Annotated in this window: 22 protein-coding genes and 1 riboswitch; of the genes, 1 reads left to right on the top strand and 21 read right to left on the bottom strand. The window is 45.0% G+C overall.

Annotated elements, in window-relative coordinates:
• Nucleotides 1–91 precede the first annotated feature (91 nt).
• The 11 genes from NSQ16_RS14345 to sdhC form a co-directional block, all read right to left on the bottom strand.
• Entirely contained in the window at nt 92–601 is a 510-nt protein-coding gene (locus tag NSQ16_RS14345) for a metallophosphoesterase (protein WP_015714472.1), read from the bottom strand.
• A gap of 15 nt (nt 602–616) precedes the next feature.
• Entirely contained in the window at nt 617–1,213 is a 597-nt protein-coding gene (locus tag NSQ16_RS14350; RefSeq protein WP_015251523.1) for an XTP/dITP diphosphatase, read from the bottom strand.
• Nucleotides 1,214–1,225: 12 nt separating this feature from the next.
• Nucleotides 1,226–1,963, bottom strand: a complete 738-nt coding sequence (gene rph, locus NSQ16_RS14355; RefSeq protein WP_003246039.1) for a ribonuclease PH — start codon at nt 1,961–1,963, stop codon at nt 1,226–1,228.
• A gap of 110 nt (nt 1,964–2,073) precedes the next feature.
• Nucleotides 2,074–3,174, bottom strand: a complete 1,101-nt coding sequence (gerM, locus tag NSQ16_RS14360; RefSeq protein WP_015251522.1) for a spore germination protein GerM — start codon at nt 3,172–3,174, stop codon at nt 2,074–2,076.
• A 114-nt stretch (nt 3,175–3,288) separates the two neighbouring features.
• Nucleotides 3,289–4,107, bottom strand: coding sequence for a glutamate racemase (gene racE, locus NSQ16_RS14365; protein WP_230488313.1), 819 nt, complete (start codon nt 4,105–4,107; stop codon nt 3,289–3,291).
• Nucleotides 4,108–4,114: 7 nt separating this feature from the next.
• Complete coding sequence (locus tag NSQ16_RS14370; protein WP_003229573.1) at nt 4,115–4,555, bottom strand: MarR family transcriptional regulator; 441 nt, start codon at nt 4,553–4,555, stop codon at nt 4,115–4,117.
• A 243-nt stretch (nt 4,556–4,798) separates the two neighbouring features.
• Nucleotides 4,799–5,023 carry a spore germination transcription factor GerE gene (gene gerE / locus NSQ16_RS14375; protein ID WP_003184172.1) on the bottom strand — a complete coding sequence of 75 codons (225 nt, stop codon included), beginning with the start codon at nt 5,021–5,023 and terminating at the stop codon, nt 4,799–4,801.
• Nucleotides 5,024–5,138: 115 nt separating this feature from the next.
• Complete coding sequence (locus NSQ16_RS14380) at nt 5,139–5,582, bottom strand: thioesterase family protein (RefSeq protein ID WP_077671534.1); 444 nt, start codon at nt 5,580–5,582, stop codon at nt 5,139–5,141.
• A gap of 60 nt (nt 5,583–5,642) precedes the next feature.
• Complete coding sequence (sdhB, locus tag NSQ16_RS14385) at nt 5,643–6,404, bottom strand: succinate dehydrogenase iron-sulfur subunit (protein ID WP_003229569.1); 762 nt, start codon at nt 6,402–6,404, stop codon at nt 5,643–5,645.
• A 2-nt stretch (nt 6,405–6,406) separates the two neighbouring features.
• Nucleotides 6,407–8,167 (bottom strand): succinate dehydrogenase flavoprotein subunit, encoded by a 1,761-nt coding sequence (gene sdhA, locus NSQ16_RS14390; protein ID WP_003229567.1) that lies wholly within the window; start codon nt 8,165–8,167, stop codon nt 6,407–6,409.
• Nucleotides 8,168–8,200: 33 nt separating this feature from the next.
• Entirely contained in the window at nt 8,201–8,809 is a 609-nt protein-coding gene (gene sdhC / locus NSQ16_RS14395; RefSeq protein WP_003222512.1) for a succinate dehydrogenase cytochrome B558, read from the bottom strand.
• Between the two features lie 292 nt (nt 8,810–9,101).
• Between sdhC and NSQ16_RS14400 the strand changes: the two genes are divergently transcribed.
• Nucleotides 9,102–9,548, top strand: coding sequence for a YslB family protein (locus NSQ16_RS14400; protein WP_003222508.1), 447 nt, complete (start codon nt 9,102–9,104; stop codon nt 9,546–9,548).
• Nucleotides 9,549–9,591: 43 nt separating this feature from the next.
• Here the strand turns inward: NSQ16_RS14400 and NSQ16_RS14405 are convergent, their stop codons facing one another.
• The 10 genes from NSQ16_RS14405 to NSQ16_RS14450 all read right to left on the bottom strand — a co-directional run bounded on the left by NSQ16_RS14405 (nt 9,592) and on the right by NSQ16_RS14450 (nt 20,994).
• Nucleotides 9,592–10,818, bottom strand: a complete 1,227-nt coding sequence (locus NSQ16_RS14405) for an aspartate kinase (protein ID WP_230488314.1) — start codon at nt 10,816–10,818, stop codon at nt 9,592–9,594.
• A 125-nt stretch (nt 10,819–10,943) separates the two neighbouring features.
• Nucleotides 10,944–11,123: riboswitch (Lysine riboswitch) on the bottom strand.
• 64 nt (nt 11,124–11,187) lie between these two features.
• Complete coding sequence (uvrC, locus tag NSQ16_RS14410; RefSeq protein WP_014480497.1) at nt 11,188–12,960, bottom strand: excinuclease ABC subunit UvrC; 1,773 nt, start codon at nt 12,958–12,960, stop codon at nt 11,188–11,190.
• Nucleotides 12,961–13,095: 135 nt separating this feature from the next.
• On the bottom strand, nt 13,096–13,410 hold the full coding sequence (trxA, locus tag NSQ16_RS14415) for a thioredoxin (protein WP_003222500.1): 315 nt from the start codon (nt 13,408–13,410) through the stop codon (nt 13,096–13,098).
• A gap of 322 nt (nt 13,411–13,732) precedes the next feature.
• Complete coding sequence (abfB, locus tag NSQ16_RS14420; protein ID WP_230488315.1) at nt 13,733–15,220, bottom strand: alpha-N-arabinofuranosidase; 1,488 nt, start codon at nt 15,218–15,220, stop codon at nt 13,733–13,735.
• A 217-nt stretch (nt 15,221–15,437) separates the two neighbouring features.
• Nucleotides 15,438–16,415 (bottom strand): electron transfer flavoprotein subunit alpha, encoded by a 978-nt coding sequence (gene etfA, locus NSQ16_RS14425; protein WP_230488316.1) that lies wholly within the window; start codon nt 16,413–16,415, stop codon nt 15,438–15,440.
• A 35-nt stretch (nt 16,416–16,450) separates the two neighbouring features.
• Nucleotides 16,451–17,224 carry an electron transfer flavoprotein subunit beta gene (etfB, locus tag NSQ16_RS14430; protein WP_004398765.1) on the bottom strand — a complete coding sequence of 258 codons (774 nt, stop codon included), beginning with the start codon at nt 17,222–17,224 and terminating at the stop codon, nt 16,451–16,453.
• A 14-nt stretch (nt 17,225–17,238) separates the two neighbouring features.
• A complete protein-coding gene (locus tag NSQ16_RS14435; protein ID WP_003229549.1) occupies nt 17,239–18,015 on the bottom strand; it encodes an enoyl-CoA hydratase in 777 nt (258 codons plus the stop codon).
• Nucleotides 18,016–18,029: 14 nt separating this feature from the next.
• Nucleotides 18,030–18,614 carry a fatty acid metabolism transcriptional regulator FadR gene (fadR, locus tag NSQ16_RS14440; protein ID WP_003229547.1) on the bottom strand — a complete coding sequence of 195 codons (585 nt, stop codon included), beginning with the start codon at nt 18,612–18,614 and terminating at the stop codon, nt 18,030–18,032.
• Between the two features lie 104 nt (nt 18,615–18,718).
• On the bottom strand, nt 18,719–20,401 hold the full coding sequence (lcfA, locus tag NSQ16_RS14445; protein WP_069837670.1) for a long-chain-fatty-acid--CoA ligase LcfA: 1,683 nt from the start codon (nt 20,399–20,401) through the stop codon (nt 18,719–18,721).
• A 188-nt stretch (nt 20,402–20,589) separates the two neighbouring features.
• Nucleotides 20,590–20,994 carry a DUF350 domain-containing protein gene (locus tag NSQ16_RS14450; RefSeq protein ID WP_003237674.1) on the bottom strand — a complete coding sequence of 135 codons (405 nt, stop codon included), beginning with the start codon at nt 20,992–20,994 and terminating at the stop codon, nt 20,590–20,592.
• Nucleotides 20,995–21,001: the final 7 nt, after the last annotated feature.

The following is a 21,001-nucleotide window of genomic DNA, read 5'->3' on the forward strand; positions in this document are numbered from 1 at the left end:
CAAGATTTATTATATATGGGATGCAACAATAAGTCAACGGTTTTTTAGAATTTTTTTCATGAGGAAGAAAATTTTCTTCCTCATGACATTTTCATAGTGTGACTCGGTTTTGCAGATCCTCAATTTCATTGCCTGCTTGGTCGTAAAAACGGACTGTCGCAGCATCATTTTCTAATGTCAGTATAGCATAGCTTTCTGTCCTGCGCACCCTCGGAAGCCGGATGCTGCCTGGGTTAATCATCAGTTTTCCGCGCAGCACTTCGCTTCCCGCGATGTGCGAATGCCCGAAGCAGATAACATCCGCTCCGAGCTCCTCTGCACGATAGTATACGTTTAACAAGGTCTGTTTTATACCGTGAAGGTGGCCGTGTGTGACCAGTATTTTTCTTGAACCGGCAGTCAGTAGAAGCTCGTCCTTAAAATCGCCGGCAAAATCGCAATTGCCTTTTACAACCGCATAAGGCTCCAATGCAGGATGCTTCGTTTCAAGCTCAGAGTCCCCGCAATGAATCATGAGATCAACTTCTGCCTCATGCCGTTTCGCAATGGTTTGGAGTTCTTCTTCAAGCCCATGGCTGTCACTGATAATCAGCACGTTCATGTACAAGCTTCCTCCTTATGCCTCCAAAAGCTTAGACAGCTTTTTAAGCGCGTCAGCCCTATGGCTGATTTTATTTTTTTCATCACTTGTCAGTTCAGCCATTGTCTTATCTTTATCTTTCACGATAAAGATTGGGTCATAGCCAAAGCCATATTCTCCTCTCGGTTCTTCGGCAATATACCCTTCAACATGGCCTTCGACTGTTTTTGTTTCCTCTCCGGGAATACTCACGGCCAGTGCGCATCGGAAACGGGCGGTGCGCTGTTCTTTTTCGATACCTTTCAGCTCGCTGAGCACTTTTTCGATATTTGCCTGGTCGTCTTTCTGTTCCCCTGCATAGCGGGCTGAATAAACCCCGGGTCTGCCGCCAAGATTATCGATGGATAGACCGGAGTCGTCCGCAATCACCATTTTGTTCACTGCTTTGGCAACAGCTTCCGCTTTCAGAATGGCATTTTCTTCAAATGTATGGCCTGTTTCTTCAATTTCTTCTGTGAATCCAATTTCAGCTAAAGATTTGACATCATAGCCTCTTGGCTCAAGAATTTCTTTGAATTCCTTCACTTTTCCCGGATTATGTGTCGCAATAATTGCTTCTTTCATGATGATCAAGCCTTTCTGTCTTTATTTCAGTTCTGGCAGAGAATCACCCAGCACTTCTTTTTGCTTGTCAATCAGCTCTTGAATTCCTTTTTCCGCAAGACCCAGAAGACCGTTCAGATCCTCTCTTGAAAAAGTCGCCTCTTCCCCGGTTCCCTGCAGTTCCACAAAACGGCCGCTGCCTGTCATGATGACATTCATGTCAACTTCAGCCGAGGAATCTTCTTCATAATTTAAATCTAACAAAATTCCCTGTTCCTTATCAATTCCAACAGAGATTGCAGCAAGAAAATCAGTGATCGGATTTGTCTTGATTGTTCCTGCTTTGATCAGCTTGCCAATCGCAATCGCCATAGCAAGAAATGCGCCTGTAATGGAAGCTGTTCTAGTTCCTCCATCAGCTTGAATAACATCACAGTCAATCCAAATCGTCCGTTCACCGAGCTTTTCCAGATCTACAACAGCTCGAAGCGCGCGGCCGATCAGGCGTTGGATCTCCATTGTTCTGCCGGAAATTTTCCCCTTAGAAGATTCTCTGATTGTTCTTTGGTTTGTTGCCCGCGGCAGCATGCTGTACTCTGCTGTAATCCAGCCTTTCCCTCCGCCCCGCAAAAACGGCGGTACGCGGTCCTCAACAGACGCGTTGCAGATTACCTTTGTATTCCCTGCTGTTATTAGAACAGAACCTTCCGGATGGCTGATAAAATCCAAATCGAATGTGATTGGACGCAGCTCATCGTGTTGTCTTCCGTCATGTCTCATGTTTTACCTCCGATTGTATGTACATAAACCATTTTTGTCCCGGAATTGAATAAAGAAAGAGGCAGCCGGAACGCTAACCTCTTTCTTTCTAGTATATCAAAAATCCCAATTTAAAAACTACCCGTATTCACTTGAGATGGTCTGGAGACCGGTTCTGTGAGCTTTTCGCCTTTTTCATTTACCAGCTCTGATTTTCCGTTCACTTTAACAGACACGCCTTTTATATCCGGCTGCTCCGTTAACGTGAGCACAATGCTGTTCAGCACTTCTGAAGAAATCATTTTCGTCTTCTCATCGGCGCTGCCGAATATAGATTGATTGAAATCCAACGTCACGCGCCCGTCTTTGATTTTTGGTTTGCTGACCAGCTTTACATCTTCACTGAAGTCTGTTAACAGCCCGCTCACCTTGCTTGGACCTTTAGCCAATTCATTGATGGCTGCCGTAACGTCGTCTTTTTCCGAATTGTCGATTCGTTTGGTCACCGGCACGTAGTATTCACTGTCTTCATTTTCCGCCAAATAGTAGACTGTCAGCGGATGGGTAGCAGTGAGATCATTTACACCGGCTGTTTCCAAATTAATGCCGTCTTTGCGGCTTAAATCATCTGAGATCGGCGTCCCTCCTACAGGCATCTCCTTCAGTTCATGCCCGTTTATTCTCAGCTTCACTTTATCTATCGAACTAAATTGCGTCAGCGTCCACGTTACAGACTGAACGATTTTCTGTTCGTCTTCTTTCTTATAATTTTTGAACTCATTAGAGAAATCAGCTATCGCGGTTCCATCTTTTTTGATGTCAACGTTAACGGTGGTGTCAGCCGGCAATACAGCTCTGAAGCCATTCGGAAGAATTTCAGACACAGGCCCGCCCTGTACGAGGTATTCAAGCGCCTGCTTAGCTGTGCTCTCACTTTTAGGGAGAGGCAGCGTTTGCGCAACAACATACCCGTTTTTATCAATGAGATAAAGCTCCCTCATAACAGTAGATGAGGCTTGATCCGCTTTTGCGGTATCGCTTTTTTCACTTTCTGTTTTTTTGGCTGCTGTTGTATTTGAATTGGCACCCGCTTCATCGTTCACGAATGTAACGTCTTGAGGCGGATCAATTTCCTCGGCTGCCTTATCAGATTGAAACAAACCGCATCCGGATAAAAGCAAGGCAGAGGTGAGACAAGTGGCACCAATGACTGCAGGTCCTTTTTTCAGCATACTTTTCCCTCCTAAGGATGTTTGTACTATTATGTATACGAGCCTCTTTAGGAAATAGACCGAAGAATTCCGGCAAAACAGAAAAAAACCCGCAACATACCGTTGCGGGGAAAACTATCTTCTAATCGGTTCTTGCAGTGAGATGCATTCCACTTGGCCTACCTCATGCCCAAACCAATCGTCTGCGATTTTCGCAAACTGATCACGCGCTCCTGTTGTCAAGAACTGATGATCAGGGGCATTCGCAGACTGGTTCAGCAGCCCTTTATACGAGAGAATCGTGCTGACTTCCCGGGCTGTTTCATCGCCGGACGAAATAATGTTAACGTGTTCTCCCATATATCTTTGAATGGCTTCTTTCAAAATGGGATAGTGGGTGCAGCCTAAAATCAGCGAATCAATCGATGTATCTTTCAACGGATACAGCGAGGTTTTGACAATCTCGTCTGCTGTTTTGTCAAGAAACTTCCCGCTTTCCACAAAAGGCACAAGCAGCGGGCAGGCAAGGTTTTCAACCTTCAGATCAGGATTTAATGCCAAAAGCGCCTCTTCGTACGCATTGCTCTTAATCGTATTCTCTGTGCCGATGACACCGATATGCTGATTATCCGTCACTTTTATCGCTGCTCTCGCACCAGGCTGGATCACTCCGACCACCGGTATACCGACGCTTCGCTGGATGTCATCCAATGCGATCGCTGTTGCTGTATTACAGGCGATCACGAGCATTTTGATGTGGTGGTTTTCGAGTAAATAATTCGTCAGCTCCCACGTATATTGAAGCACCTCTTCTTCAGGGCGCGGCCCATAAGGACACCGTTTCGTATCCCCGACGTAGATAATATTTTCTTTAGGTAGCTGTCTCATGATTTCCTTCGCAACGGTTAAACCGCCAACCCCGGAATCAATGACTCCTATTGGTTGTTCCAACAAAATCGCCTCATTTTCTCTTCATTTCATGCTGCAGTTTCATCAAAGATTTTTCGAAGATGGCTATTTCTTCATCTGTAAACGATTCGAACATATCACGCAGATATTCCTGTCTTTTTGTAATGACCTCTTGGATAATCCGTTCTCCTTCAGGCAGCAGATGTATCCGGACAACACGTCTGTCCGCCGGGTCCTTGACCCGCTCAACAAGCTCATTTTTTTGCATGCGGTCGATTAAGTCCGTTGTCGTGCTGCATGCCAGATACATTTTGCCCGATAATTCACCGATTGTCATATCTCCTAATTCATAAAGCCATTGCAAGCCGACAAATTGCGGCGGCGTAATCGCATATTGATTAAGGATTTCTCGTCCTTTTTGCTTAATGATCGCGGCAATGTGGCGGAGTGACTTTTCAATATCCGCAACATGCTCCAAAGGTTTTGATGTCATTTGTCCATCCCTCACTCAAGGATCTCTTACGCACAAAAGCGTTCCGTGTCTATTTTCCTTCTTTTTTGAAGAAAATGCAAGACTCGCAGGAGAGAAATAGAGGACTTTAGTCAAACAACATCAAGAAATAAAATTTAATTTATGACTTGCCTACGTTTTGCACAGCATTCCAAATATGGTTTCGAATGTTCCAAACAAACAGCAATAACCGGCTCCTTCCAAAAGAAGGAATACCGGCAAGGATTAAAGCTCTAGCTCACCCATTCTAAGAAGCTCAACAACGGCTTGCGAACGCCCTTTCACACCCAATTTCTGCATGGCATTTGAAATATGGTTTCGAACGGTTTTCTCACTGATAAATAGCTCGCTTGCAATCTCCTTTGTTGTCTTATCTTGAACGAGCAATTCGAACACTTCTCTTTCTCTTTTCGTTAGCAGCGGCTTCGATTGAAATTCTTTCTCCTTCAAGTATTGTAACCCTCCTTGCTAAGGTGAGAGCGAATCAGAAACGAATGGGTTTTGATATAGTCGAGATATCATATGTAAGAAGGGCGCAGGAGGTGACGTTTACAAGATAATTAGTTTATCGTGTATGAAGAAGCGTTTCTTTCTCCTCATCCGTCCAGCTGACAGCCTTGCCGCTTTCCTTTGAAACTTGAACCATCACGACCGCCCCGGTGAAGCAGGGTTCGCCTTCGAGGTTCTCTCCGAGATAGTGCAAGGTAAGAGATGAACTGCCGACTGCGCTTGTTTTCACATAGATGCGCAACTCTTCATAAGGCATGACTTGGCGCAAATAATCGCATTGCTGGCTTGCCACGACTGTCATGGTCTGTTTGTTTTCACTCATCATATTCAGCTGTTTAAAATAAGAAATCCGCGCCTCCTCAAAATATATAAAAGGGGTTACATTATTCATATGCCCAAACATGTCTGTCTCGGAAAATCTTACGGATACCTCATTAAAAAAAGAAAAGGATGTTTTCCACTCTTGAAACGGCATATCAATATAAGCGGGAAGCTTCATCTTTTTTCATCTCCTTATTGTTTAAAAAAACCTCTCCCATGCGGAAGAGGTTTTTTCTTCTTATACTCTGTCGCTTCCGAAGAAATTGCGGAACGCTTGTAAGTTTGTATCTCTATTCAAAGCTGCAATCGAAGTGGTAAGCGGAATCCCCTTCGGACAGGATTGAACACAGTTTTGCGAGTTGCCGCAATCTGCAAGGCCGCCTTCATCCATTAATGCTTCTAATCGTTCAGATTTATTCATAGCGCCTGTCGGATGCGCGTTAAACAGGCGGACCTGCGACATCGGTGCAGGCCCCATGAACTTCGATTTGCTGTTCACATTCGGGCAAGCTTCGAGACAGACGCCGCATGTCATGCATTTTGATAATTCATATGCCCATTGACGGCGTTTTTCCGGCATTCTCGGCCCCGGTCCTAAATCGTACGTACCATCAATCGGTATCCATGCTTTAACTTTTTTCAATGAATCAAACATTCTGCTGCGATCAACCTGCAAATCACGAACAACTGGGAATGTTTTCATTGGTTTTAAACGGATCGGCTGTTCAAGCTGGTCGATAAGCGCCGTGCAAGACTGGCGGGGTTTTCCGTTTATGACCATTGAACATGCGCCGCATACTTCCTCAAGACAGTTCATATCCCATGTGACAGGGGTTGTCTTCTCACCTTTGACATTAACCGGATTCCGGCGGATTTCCATCAGAGCGGAAATGACGTTCAGATTCGGGCGGTATGGAATCTCAAATTCTTCATCGTAAGGCGTGCTGTCGGCTGTATCTTGACGTGTGATAATAAATCGTATGGTTTTTTGTTCACTCATGATTATTTCGCCACCTTCTTCTTCGAGTAATCCCGTTTCCGAGGCGTTATCAGTGATACATCGACATCCTGATACTCAAATTCCGGCGCTTCATACGGGCTTACATGTTTAGCCATTGTTGTTTTGAGCCATTCATCATCATTACGTTCAGGATAATCCGGTTTATAATGGGCGCCCCGGCTTTCATTACGGTTGTATGCGCCAAGGGTAATCACCCTCGCAAGCTGAAGCATGTTTGAGAACTGGCGTGTGAACATCGCTCCCTGGTTGCTCCATTTTGTCGTATCATTGATGTTGATCTTTTTGAAGCGCTCCATTAACTCCTGAATTTTGTCATCCGTTTTCAAAAGCTTGTCATTATGGCGGACAACCGTTACGTTCGCCGTCATCCACTCACCGAGCTCTTTGTGAAGAACATAGGCATTTTCGGTTCCGTCCATACTCATAATATCAGCCCATTTTTCTTCTTCTTTCTTAACGTGAGCGTCGAATAAAGATGAAGACATGTCTTCCGCTGAAGATTCTAAGCCGTTTACATATTTCACCGCATTAGGACCGGCCACCATGCCTCCGTAAATCGCAGACAGCAGGGAGTTCGCTCCCAAGCGGTTGCCGCCGTGCATAGAATAATCACATTCCCCAGCCGCAAACAGTCCAGGGATATTTGTCATTTGATCGTAATCCACCCATAAACCGCCCATAGAATAATGGACCGCCGGGAAGATTTTCATTGGGAGCTTACGCGGGTCGTCTCCCATGAATTTCTCATAAATCTCAATGATGCCGCCAAGCTTAATATCAAGCTCTTTCGGATCTTTATGAGACAGATCGAGATAGACCATGTTTTCACCGTTAATGCCGAGCTTCTGGTTCACACACACATCAAATATTTCGCGTGTCGCAATATCACGCGGCACCAGGTTTCCGTATGCCGGATATTTTTCCTCCAGGAAATACCACGGTTTGCCGTCTTTATAAGTCCACACGCGACCGCCTTCACCACGCGCTGATTCACTCATCAGTCTTAGTTTGTCATCGCCCGGTATGGCTGTCGGGTGGATTTGAATGAATTCTCCGTTTGCATAATACGCTCCCTGCTGATAAACGATTGATGCAGCAGATCCTGTATTAATCATGGAGTTCGTTGATTTTCCAAAGATGATTCCCGGTCCGCCCGTCGCCATAATGACAGCGTCTGAACGGAAGGATTCAATTTGCATGTTTGTCAGGTTTTGTGCAACAATTCCACGGCAGGTTCTGTCATCATCTAAAACAGCGCCAAGGAATTCCCAGCCTTCGTATTTTGTGACCAGACCCGCAACTTCGTATCTGCGCACTTGCTCGTCCAGTGCGTAAAGCAGCTGCTGTCCCGTCGTCGCACCAGCATAAGCAGTTCTGTGGTGCTGTGTACCCCCGAATCGGCGGAAATCAAGCAGGCCTTCAGGCGTCCGGTTAAACATGACGCCCATCCGGTCTAATAAGTGGATGATCGAAGGCGCCGCTTCACACATCGCCTTGACCGGCGGCTGGTTGGCAAGAAAGTCTCCCCCGTATACCGTGTCATCAAAATGTTCCCACGGAGAGTCACCTTCCCCTTTTGTATTGACCGCTCCGTTTATGCCGCCTTGCGCACAAACCGAATGAGAACGTTTGACAGGAACGATGGAAAACAACTTAACCGCCATTCCTGATTCCGCTGCTTTAATTGTCGCCATGAGGCCGGCAAGACCCCCGCCGACTACGATAATGCTTGATTGACTCATGATAGCCCCTCTCCCTCTAGTAATCTAGTACTCTTAAACAAATGCGAAAATCGCTTTTAAGCCTACGTATGACAGTGCAACAAAAATAATCAGCGTAACGTATGTCGAAATTCTTTGAGAACGAGGCGTTACCGTGATGCCCCATGTAACAGCGAAAGACCATAAACCGTTCGAGAAGTGGAAAATTGTTGATAAAACACCGACAATGTAAAAACCAAGCATAGCCGGAGAGCTCAAAATATTCGCCATCATGTCGAAATTGACCTCAGCACCCATTTGTGCGGCAATGCGGGTTTCCCACACGTGCCAGCTGACGAAAATGAGGGTGATGATACCGGTTACACGCTGCAGGACGAATAGCCAGTTTCTCATGTAGCTGTATTGGCCTGCGTTATTTTTCGCAGTAAACGCTATGTACACACCATAAACTGCATGATAAATTAATGGTAAGAAGATAATGAAAATTTCCAAGGCATACCTGAAAGGCAGGCTATCCATAAAATGAGCAGCGCTATTGAATGCTTCAGCGCCCCTTGCGGCAAACTGGTTGACGACTAAATGCTGAATAAGAAAGATGCCGACCGGTATGACGCCAAGCAAGGAATGCAATCTTCGAAAATAAAACTCTCTGTTCCCAGACATTACTTTACCCCCTGTTTGATAAGTGCGAAATGTGCTAAATCTCTTCCCCCACTTCTTTCAATTGTAAGCACTTTATTAAGATTTATTGACAATTTCATTTTACTCCTCCCTCAAAAGGGCGTCAAGAAAACGCGTACATAAATTATAATTTTCCGAATTGATTAGTTGATTGAAAAATTTTATTTTATCAATATATATTTCTTGCTTAATTTTTCATAAGAATTACAGGATCATTCTGTAATCCTCCCCCCTGTTTGAGCTATAATATACGCAGGAGAGAGGGGAGACAGATATGAAGTCTAAATTTGAAGCATCTATTGACAACCTAAAAGAAATTGAAATGAACGCCTATGCCTACGAACTAATACGAGAGATCGTTCTCCCAGATATGCTTGGCCAAGATTACTCTTCCATGATGTATTGGGCAGGAAAACATCTCGCCCGTAAGTTTCCTCTTGAATCATGGGAGGAATTTCCGGCCTTCTTTGAAGAAGCGGGCTGGGGAACCCTCACCAACGTAAGCGCTAAAAAACAGGAGCTTGAATTTGAACTTGAAGGGCCGATCATTTCCAACCGGCTTAAACATCAGAAAGAACCTTGCTTTCAGCTGGAGGCTGGTTTTATCGCTGAACAAATTCAATTGATGAATGATCAGATTGCCGAATCATATGAACAAGTGAAAAAGAGAGCCGATAAAGTGGTTCTGACTGTGAAATGGGATATGAAAGACCCAGTGTAATCAAAAAGGCGGTGACTGCATAGTCCCGCCTTTTTGATTGTCATTACACAGCTGAAGGGTGTTTTGAAAGCTCAAATGCATCGTGAAGCGACTCGACTGCTTTCACCATGTCATTTTCGCTTACGACTGTTGACACTTTGATTTCAGATGTGCTGACCATTTTGATTAAAATGTTTTTTTGCGCCAGTACAGCAAACATTTCAGCCGCTACACCGGGATTTGAGACCATGCCGGATCCAACAATAGATACTTTAGCCAATTTGCTTTCTGTCTCGATTTTCTCAAATTCCAGCGCGTCTTTGTACTCTTCAAGCACCGCAACGGTTTGGTCTGCATCTTCTGTTTTGACAGAGAAGGAAATTCCAGTCTTGTCCTCGGCCTGCGTTTGGATAATGATATCCACGTTTATGTTTCTTTTGGCAAGTGTCGTAAAAATAGTAGACAAAGTTGTCAGGCCGCTAGTCAGCCCGTAAATGGTTACTCTTGTGATTTGATCTTCAAATGCAATGCCTCTGACAATTAAATTCTGTTCCATGGATGATTCCTCCTCAATTAATGTTCCCGCTTCGGTTTCTGTACTTGAACGCACTTCTAACGGCACTTGGTAATTTTTCGCGAACTCAACTGCTCTCGGATGAAGAACACCGGCGCCTAAATTGGCAAGCTCAAGCATTTCATCGTATGAGATGCCCTCAAGTTTTCTCGCTGATTTCACATAGCGCGGATCGGTTGTAAACACGCCTGGCACGTCTGTGTATATGTCACATTTATCAGCTTTTAAAGCGGCAGCCAAAGCAACTGCTGTTGTATCTGAACCGCCCCGGCCCAATGTCGTAATTTCACAATCCTCTGTCATGCCTTGGAATCCTGCAACAATGACAATTTTTCCTTTTTCAAGCTGGTCTGCTAAAACCGAAGTGTCGATATCTGTAATTCTGGCGTTTCCGTGAATGGCCTCCGTACGGATTCTCGCCTGCCAGCCAGTATAAGACACAGCGTCATAGCCTTTTTCCTGCAATGCCATTGAAAGGAGTGAAATCGTGACCTGCTCGCCTGTCGCCAGCAGCATATCCATTTCGCGTTTGCTCGGCTGGTCAGAAATAGCTTTTGCAAGGCTGACCAATTCGTCAGTGGATTTTCCCATTGCTGAAACGACGACAACGACTTGATGGCCTTTCTGTTTTTCTGCAATTGCGCGGTTTGCCGCATTTTGAATTTTTTCGACTGAGCCGACGGAAGTGCCTCCGAATTTTTGTACAATAAGACCCATGTATTACCACCCTTTACATTTTGGTTCGTGCGGGTGAGGAGAAAGAGCGCTTTGTCCACAATAAAAAAAGCAATGAGAGGAATACTCTCATTGCTTATCAATTAATCATCATAAATGATTATGAACAACGAGATAGCCCTCCAAGAAAATGATTTCTTGACAGCCTTACATTTATTCAATGCACGGCCAGCAAATAATACCGATGGGGTTTTATTTGCTTCGGCGACGCTCCCCTTTCAGCCTTTTTCACAGAATCCATCTTTCTCCAAAGGCATACTCTTGAAGTTCGCACCTCTATCTTCACCATATAACACGATCTAACTATGAAATTAGTTCACATTTTATCAGATCTTATTTAAAAGGACAACATTATTTTTGCAATTTGTCGTAAAGGAGCTGAGCCGCCGCTGCGGGAACACCGGCTTTTTTGATGTCCTCAAGGCTTGCTTCCTTCATTTTTTTAACGGAACCGAAATGCTTTAACAGCATTTTCTTTCTTTTCTCTCCGATACCCGGGATGTCGTCCAAAACGGATTGAAACGCGCTTTTTCCGCGGATTTGCCTGTGAAAACTGATTGCAAAACGGTGCACCTCGTCCTGAATGCGCTGCAGGAGGTAAAATTCCTGGCTGTTTCGTTCCAGATACACCACCTCCAGCGGATCACCGATCAGTAAATTTGAGGTTCTGTGTTTTTCATCTTTCGCTAAACCGGCGATCGGGATATCCAAGCCGAGTTCATTTTCAATGACATCCCTTGCTGCGTTGATCTGCCCTTTTCCTCCGTCAATGATAATCAGATCAGGCAGCGGCAGATTCTCACGAAGCACTCTCGTATAGCGTCTTCTGACAACCTCTCTCATAGAACCGTAATCATCCGGCCCTGTAACGGTTTTGATTTTATATTTGCGGTATTCCTTTTTGTATGGTTTGCCATCGATAAACACAATCATCGCGGAAACCGGGTTTGTCCCCTGTATGTTTGAGTTATCAAACGCTTCAATTCTGTGCGGCGTATAAATATTTAATGCCTCACCTAGTTTCTGCACAGCCCCGATTGAACGCTCCTCGTCCCGTTCGATTAAAGAGAATTTTTCTTTCAATGCGATTTTCGCATTTTTATGGGCCAGCATGAGCAGTTCTTTTTTCGGGCCTTTCTTCGGCTGGTGAACGTTTGTTTCCAGCAGCTGCTCGATCATGGATTGATCTACGCTGTCCGGAACTAAAATCTCCTTCGGAAGGAAGTGGTTGTTTTTTGAATAGAACTGCCCGATGAACGTGAGGAACTCTTCATCTGCTTCCTGATAAAGCGGGAACATGCTGACATCGCGTTCAATGAGCTTCCCTTGGCGGATGAAAAAGACCTGCACGCACATCCAGCCCTTATCGTACGCATACGCGAATACATCACGGTCGACTAGATCGTTCATCGTCATTTTTTGTTTTTCCATCGTTGATTCAATATGGGCAATTTGGTCACGAAGCTCTTTTGCTCGTTCAAACTCAAGATTCTCAGCAGCTTCATGCATTTTCTCTTCAAGCTCTTTTTTGACCTCATTATAGCCGCCCCTTAAGAAACGTGTAATGCTTTCAACCAGCTCTCTGTTCGTCTCTTCGGAAATATCCTTTACGCACGGAGCGAGGCATTGGCCCAGATGATAGTAAAGGCACACTCTGTCCGGGAGCTTGGAGCATTTTCTGAGAGGATACAGACGGTCGAGCAGTTTTTTTGTTTCCCTTGCTGCCTGTACATTCGGATACGGCCCGAAATAGCGCCCTTTGTCTTTTTTGACATTGCGGGTGACAATCAGCCTTGGGTGGCGTTCATGGGTGAGTTTTATGAAAGGATAGGTTTTGTCGTCTTTGAGCATGACGTTGTATTTCGGATCATGCTTTTTGATCAGATTCATTTCTAAAATAAGCGCTTCAAGATTGGAGGACGTCACGATATATTCAAAATCCTCGATTTCCGTCACAAGCCTTTGGGTTTTCGCGTCGTGAGAACCGGTGAAGTAGGAGCGCACTCTGTTTTTCAGCACTTTTGCTTTCCCTACGTAGATCACAGTCTGCTGCCGGTCCTTCATGAGATAACAACCCGGTTGATCAGGAAGGAGGGCGAGTTTTTCTTTCAGTTGTTTGTTCATATGTTACCCTTCCTTATGTTTAATCCTTTATTTCCATTTTAACACGAACGTTTGTTTTTCTCTATGGTTCACAATTGGCGAATAAAAAAAGCGATCCCTCAATCGGAATCGCTCTGGCATGTAAGCAGCGGAAAATTAAAGATGTTTGTTTACAAGCTCTTGAAGCGCTTCTTTTGGTTTGAAGCCGACTGAAGTTTCAACTACTTCGCCGTCTTTTAACACAAGAAGAGTCGGGATGCTCATAACGCCGTATTTTCCGGCAGTTTCTTGGTTTTCGTCTACATCGATTTTTACGATTTTCAGTTTGTCTCCCATTTCTTGATCCAATTCTTCAAGAACAGGTGCAATCATTTTACAAGGTCCGCACCAAGGAGCCCAGAAGTCTGCCAGTACGACGCCTTCGCTTGTTTCAGCTGAGAAAGATTGATCAGTTGCTTTTACGATAGCCATTATTGAATTCCTCCAATGTGAAATGATGATTTTTAGTATAGCATCTCCCATTCGTTCACGCTATTTTAATGCTTACAAATTATTTTTTCCTGATCACAGCCGGTTTACTCATTTTTATATGGTTGAATGGGATATGCTCTTTTTTTAAAACACAAATCTGATAATGGCCCCGATCACTACAATTGCCCCAATAATCATTAAAATGGTACGAAGCATAAGATCACATCTCCTCTTCACTGTCATGTACTTTACCATGCCCTGCCGGAGCTGTTTTAAAACCTGAAAAAGAGCGCCGGCATGAAGCTCCGGCGCTCTTGCGCGATTAAGAATCAGCACGCAGCGTAAGTAAGACGACTGACATTGGCGGGAGTTTTACTTTCAGTTTGTTTTTGCTGAGCGTGTATTGCCTGAAGGATTCCGGTTTGACATGATGAGGATCGTCAAACGTGTTATGCGCATTCATTTTTTCTGCCGTAAGAATGACTCCGGAATGGTCCGCTGCCTTGTGTAGGCCCCTCAGCTCGATTTCCGCCTCCGCTTTGTTTTGGTGATCGATGTTGCAAATTGTGATATTGATATCGCCTTCAGCTTGTTTCGACGCTGAAATGCTGATTTGCGGAAGCGTTTCACCGTTCCATTCATAGTCGGCAGACATTGTCTCTGTGGCTAAAAGAGAAGCGTCCTGATGCACCTTAAACATATTGAATACATGGTACGTCGGTGTCAAAAGCATCCGCTCTCCCTCAGTCAAAATCATCGCTTGCAGAACGTTTACTGTTTGGGCGATGTTGGCCATTTGCACCCGGCAGCAATGCTGATGGAAAATGTGGAAATGAGAAGCCGCCACCAGTGCATCACGAATGGTGTTTTGCTGATATAAGAAACCGGGATTCGTGCCTGGCTCGGGATCAAACCACGTGCCCCATTCATCAATAATCAGCCCGACCCGCTGCTCCGGATCGTACCGGTCCATAATCGTGCCGTGTTTTTGAATCAATTCATCGATGTATTTGGCTTTTTTCATCGTAATAAACCATTCATCTTCCGTGAATTCTGTGGCTGATCCTTTGCCCTTCCAGAAATCCCCCGGAATCGTGTAATAATGAAGACTCAACCCGTCCATCAGGCCAGCGGCTTTTTTCATAAGCACGTCCGTCCAATTAAAATCATCCACATTTGCGCCGCCTGCAATTTTATAAATGTCATTCCCGCTGTAATTGCGGACATAAGTCTGAAAACGCCGGTACAGATCTGCGTAGTATTCGGGATGCATGTTGCCGCCGCAGCCCCAGTTTTCATTACCCACGCCGAAATATTTCAGATTCCAAGGCTCTTCTCTTCCATTTTGTTTTCTCCAGTCTGACATCGGCGTGCCTTCTTCAAATGTCATATACTCAATCCACTCCGCCATTTCCTGAACGGTTCCGCTTCCGACATTGCCGCAAATATATGGCTCACATTCAAGCAGCTCGCAAAGCATCATAAATTCATGCGTTCCGAATTCATTTGATTCAATTGTACCGCCCCAGTGAGTGTTCAGCATTGTCTTACGGTCACCGACACCGTTTGCCCAATGGTATTCGTCCGCAAAACACCCGCCCGGCCACCTGAGGACAGGAATGTGCAGCTGTTTGAGCGCCTCCAGCACGTCCTTTCGTATCCCGTTGATATTGGGGATGTCTGAGTCCGTTCCGACCCAGATCCCCTCATAAATCCCTCTTCCTAAATGCTCAGCAAAATGACCGTATATATTTTTGTTAATGGTTCCTTTTACGATATCTGTTTGAATCACTGCTTGATGTTCAGACATGCCTCTGATCATTCCTTTCATACGGATATGAAAAGCACCACAGTCAAATATGTGATCTGTCTTTTGCCTGAGGAGTCAGCATGAATGTAAGCGCTTTTAAAGTAACCATATTATATATGTTCGTACATGTCAACGGCATTTTCTATCGTTTTTATATTTGTACGTATGTATTTATAAATATGAAAAAATCCCGAACTTCTAAAGTCCGGGATTTCCTTTATGAGTGTATATTCAATTGTTTGAATTCCTCAGTTAATAACGGAACAACTTCAAATAAATCACCGACGATGCCGTAATCCGCTATTTTAAAGATATCGGCTTCGGGGTCTTTATTGATGGCGACGATCACTTTGCTGTTTGACATGCCGGCCAAATGCTGGATGGCGCCGGAAATGCCGCATGCAATGTACAAATCCGGAGTGACGACTTTCCCGGTCTGCCCGATTTGGAGAGCATAATCGCAATAATCAGCGTCACATGCCCCGCGAGAAGCCCCGACTGCGGCCCCTAGCACCTCTGCAAGCTCCTGCAGAGGCTGAAATCCCTCCTTGCTTTTGACTCCTCGGCCGCCCGCAACGATAATTTTTGCTTCGGAGAGATCAACGCCGTCAGCTGTTTTTTTCACGACCTCTTGGATAACAGTGCGGAGGTCAGTAAGAGAAACATCAATGCTTTCGATGCTCCCCGATCTGCTGGTGTCTTTTTCTGAAGCTTGAATGTTATTGGGGCGAATTGTTGCAAAGATCATCGGATCGGTTGAAATGACGCGTTCAAAAGCTTTCCCCGAGTAAATCGGCCGTGTGAACACAACATTCCCTCCGGTAACGCTTACATCTATAGCATCAGAAATTAAGCCTGTTTGCAGCCGGGCAGCAAGCTTCGGTGAAAGATCCTTGCCCATTGCCGTATGCCCGAAGATGACTGAATCAGGATTTTCTTGCTCGATAACACCTCTCATGACTTGGCTGTACCCGTCTGCCGTGTATGTTTTCAGCTTCGGGTCCTCAGCGGTAAGAACTTTATCTGCTCCGTTATGAATAAGCTCTTGTGCAATGCTTTGTACATTTTCACCGATGAGAACACCGATGACTTCCCCATCTCCTGAAATGGTTCTTCCTGCAGCTATTGCTTCAAAGGTGACATTCCGCAATTCCCCATCGCGTATTTCTCCAAGCACGATCACTTTTTTTCCCATTCTAACATCCCCCTGTTTCTTTGAATGTCCAAGCTTTAAATGACTTTAGCTTCGCTGCGGAGCAATGAAACAAGCTCTTTTGCCTGTTCAGCAGGCTCACCTTGGAGAAGCTTCCCGGCTTCTTTTTTCGGCGGCAGAAAACGTTCAATGGTTTTCAGCTTTGGTTCGGCATCCTCTTCGTCCAAGTCAAGATCATCAAGTTCAAGCTCTTCAAGCGGCTTTTTCTTAGCCTTCATAATTCCCGGAAGCGATGGATAGCGCGGCTCGTTTAAGCCCTGCTGAGCTGTGACAAGCAATGGGAGCGTCGTTTTGATTTTTTCAACATCCCCTTCGACGTCTCTTTCTGCTTCTGCATCAGTGCCGTTGATTTCGAGTTTGGTGATCGTAGTGATACACGGAATGTCCAGTAGCTCGGCAAGCCGAGGCGCCACTTGTCCTGATCCTCCGTCAATGGCAACATTTCCGCCGAGAATCAAATCAAACTCCTGATCCTTCATATAGTGGTATAAAACTTGAGAAATGGAATATTGGTCGGGTTCATCAAGATCATCTTCTATGTTGATTAAAACAGCTTGGTCACAACCCATGGCAAGCGCCGTACGCAATTCTTTCTCCGCTTCTTCACCGCCGACCGTGACAGCGGTGATCGTGCCGCCATGCTTTTCCTTCAGCTGGATGGCTTCTTCTATCGCGTACTCATCATATGGATTAATGATCCATTCCGCTCCGTCATCCTGAATCTTTCCTGTTTCAATGACGATTTTTTCTTCTGTGTCAAACGTCCGTTTCATCAGTACAAATAGATTCATGATCATATCCCCTTTTATTCGCCTTTGAACTGAGGCTTTCTTTTTTCGAGAAATGCCTGGATGCCTTCCTTGGCGTCCTCTGACTCAAATGCTTCCCCAAATCGCTTTGCTTCAAGCTTTAAGCTGCCTTCATAGGAATACACCTTGTTGGAATAAAGAAGTTCAAGCAAAGATGCCAGCGTTTGCGGGCTTTTCTCTGCAAACTTAGCGGCAAGTGCTTTTGCTTTTTCAATCACTTCTGCCTCATCTTTCGCTCCAATTGAGACAAGTCCGAGATCAAGCGCTTCTTTTCCGGATATCGGTTCTCCTGATCCGATGAGCTCCAGTGCTTTGGCTGTACCGACATATCTCGGAAGGCGCTGTGTCCCCGCAAAACCTGGAATGATACCGAGATTAAGCTCCGGGAGCCCCAGCTTAGCATCTTCTGCCGCGATTCTGATGTGACAGGCCATTGCAAGCTCCAGCCCGCCTCCGAGAGCAGCGCCGTGAATAGCTGCGATAATCGGTTTTGGAAAACTTTCGATTCTCTCCATTAACTGCTGGCCGCGCTCAGCGAGCAATGAGGAATCCTCATTGCCTTTAAGCGATGTAAATTCTTTAATATCAGCGCCGGCTGAGAAAAATCTTCCCTCGCCGTGAATGATAATGCTTCGTACGCCTGCATCTGTCTCACATTGATCAAGACAGGAAGACAGCTCTTCTAATATCCGGCTTGAAAGCGCGTTTGCCGGCGGATTGTGAATCGTCAAGACTGCCACAAATTGATCAACCGCAAGTGAAATTGCATTCATAGGACAGAACTCCTTTACTTATTGTGAATTCCGGATACCAATAATTCTAAAACGCTGTTTGAAAGCGCAACGAGATCGTACTTTTGGTCATTCATCACCCAAGTTGTCACAGTTTCGTCAATCGTTCCAAAAATCATCTGCCGGGCGAGGCGGACATCGAGGCCTTCTTTTATTTCGCCTGATTGTATACCTTCCGTCAAAATGCCATCCAAAATATTTAAGTAGCCTTTTAATATTTCGTTGATTTTTTGGCGCAGCTCCAAGTTGGATTGGCGGAGCTCAAGCTGCGTGACAATCGCGAGATTATGGTCACCCGCTAAAAGGGAAAAATGCTTTGAAATCACAAGCGCCAATTTCTCTTTCGCTGTTGCTTTTTCTTTAATGTCCTCTTCCATCCGCTCAATAAATTGACCCATTTTTTCTTTGAAAAGAGAAATTAAAATATCTTCTTTGTTTTTAAAATAGAGATAGATGGTGCCGTCCGCTACCCCGGCTTGTTTGGCAATTTTGGATACCTGTGACTGGTGGTAGCCGTTTTCTGCAATGACTTCTACTGCTGCATCAATAATCTGCATATACTTTGGCCGTTTTTGCTTCAATGTTCATCGTTCCTTCCTATAGAAATGAATGACTATTCATTCATAATTTCATGATAAGAAGGATTTTCAGGTTTGTCAAGTTTATTCATAGGCGTTCTCTTTTTTTATTTGATATGATGATTTTCGGTTTCTTCTTCAAGTAAACGCCTTCTTAAAATTTTTCCCACCGCCGTTTTCGGCAACTCCTTTCTGAAGTCATAGGCTTTGGGCACCTTATAGGGAGCTAGACGTGATCTCGCAAAAGCGTCCAGTTCTTCTGCATCGGCTTTTGCGCCTTTCTTTAATACGACAAATGCTTTTACTGTTTCTCCCCTGTAGGAATCGGGAACGCCTGCAACAACAATTTCCTGGATGGCTTCATGTTCATAAAGCGCTTCTTCTACCTCACGCGGGTAAATATTGTAACCGCCGGCAATGATGATATCCTTCTTCCTGTCAGCAATATAGAAAAAGCCTTCTTCATCCATATAGCCCATGTCCCCGGTGAACAGCCAGCCATCTCTCAGCACTGCGGCGGTTTCCTCTGGTTTATTCCAGTATCCTTTCATGACTTGCGGACCTTTTACAATGATTTCTCCATGCTCATACGGAGCGGCAAGCTCACCCGTCTCTTCAGAATAGATCGCAGCGTCCGTACTCGGCCAAGGACAGCCGATACTGCCCGGCTTGTTTTTTCCCCAGATAAAGTTGGCGTGCGTCACTGGGGATGCCTCAGACAAACCATAGCCTTCCACAAGCTTTCCGCCAGTCACCTTTTCAAATTTCTGCTTTACCTCCACGGGGAGCGCGGCTGATCCGCTAAGACAGCTTTTAATGGATGACAGATCATAATGCTGCAATTCGGGGTGATGCAAAAGGCCAATGTAAATTGTCGGTGCGCCAGGAAAGAGCGTCGGTTTGTGTTTGTCGATGATTTTCAGTGTTTCGAGCGGATCAAACTTAGGAAGAAGAATCATTTCGAAGCCTAGTTTAATCGAATAGTTCATGACTGCCGTCAGTCCGTAGACATGAAAAAATGGAACGATGCCCAGCACTTTTTCAGCGCCTTCTTTCACGTCATACATCCAAGCGGCGCACATTTCAGTATTTGCCAAAATATTTTGGTGCGTGAGCATGACCCCTTTTGGAGCTCCGGTTGTTCCTCCGGTATACTGGAGGACAGCGATATCATGCTCAGGATCGATCTTCGGGATTGTCAGGAGTTCAGTTTTTTCCTGCTTCATACTGGAAGCGAACGTGTGAATGTCAGCTGTTTTGTCAAAGTCGATATGCACTTTTTGTTTTTGCGTCAGCGGGTAAAGAATATTCTTCGGAAAAGGCAAATAGTCTTTTACGCTGGTTATCAAAATCTGGTCGACTATTGATAACGTTTTCATTTTTATTGCCTTCGGGAAAAGTAAATCTAAGGTGATGATCACACTTACCTGAGCATCTCTAAGCTGGTATTCAAGCTCATGCTCGGTATAAAGCGGATTCGTCTGCACCACGATGCCACCGGCAAACAAGACGCCATAATAAGAAATCACTGTTTGCGGGCAATTGGGCAGCATAACAGCCACTCTGTCTCCTTTTTGCAGGCCATTGCACTGCAAAAAAGCTGCAAGTTTAAGAGCATCCGTCAGAATGTCATGAAAGGTGAGTTTTTTTCCATAAAACGATATTGCGGTTTTATCAGGGAATCGTGCGGCGGAGTCTGTCAGGATGGATTGCAGGGTTTTATTCGGCAACGGAAGCTCATGCGGGATATCGTTGGGATACTCGGCAAGCCACGGCTTTTGAGACTGCATAAAACCTCCCCTTTCGATTTTAGAGATCCACCTTATCATTATAGCAGATGGACGGCAAAAAAAAGAAAAAGAAAGGTAAATCTTTCTTTTTCTCATAATATGAACAGATATATAAGACCAATTAACAAAAAGATTCCCGCTGCGGCGAGCAGTATTTTAGCAAGCTTTTCCATCTATTCTCCGTCCCCTTATATTCCGGCTGCCACCACAAAAGAAAGCCCGACAGAAATGACAAATGAAATAAAGCCGACAGCCCGGTTATCATTTTCGATTTCCTGATCAATTTTAAACCGCGGAGTCAAAAACTCAAAAATAAAGTAGCTGATCAGAAGCATAACAAACCCGTAAACGCCCCAGCCGATCATTTGCAGCAGCGAATTATGCTGGGAGATGGAATGCTGAAATACGTTTGCGATTCCCAAAATTTTTCCGCCGGTCGCCATTGCCACCGCAAGATTTCCTTTTTGAATCTCTTCCCAGTTTTTATAAGCCGTCACCAGCTCAAACACAGTCAAAAAGAGGACGAGGCAGAGAACCGCGACACTGTAATATGCCGCGATTTCCACAAGCTCGTTTTCCCAAAAATCACTCATGGCCATA

This window comes from Bacillus sp. PS108 (genome assembly GCF_037963335.1).
In the GTDB taxonomy this organism is placed as follows: domain Bacteria; phylum Bacillota; class Bacilli; order Bacillales; family Bacillaceae; genus Bacillus; species Bacillus subtilis.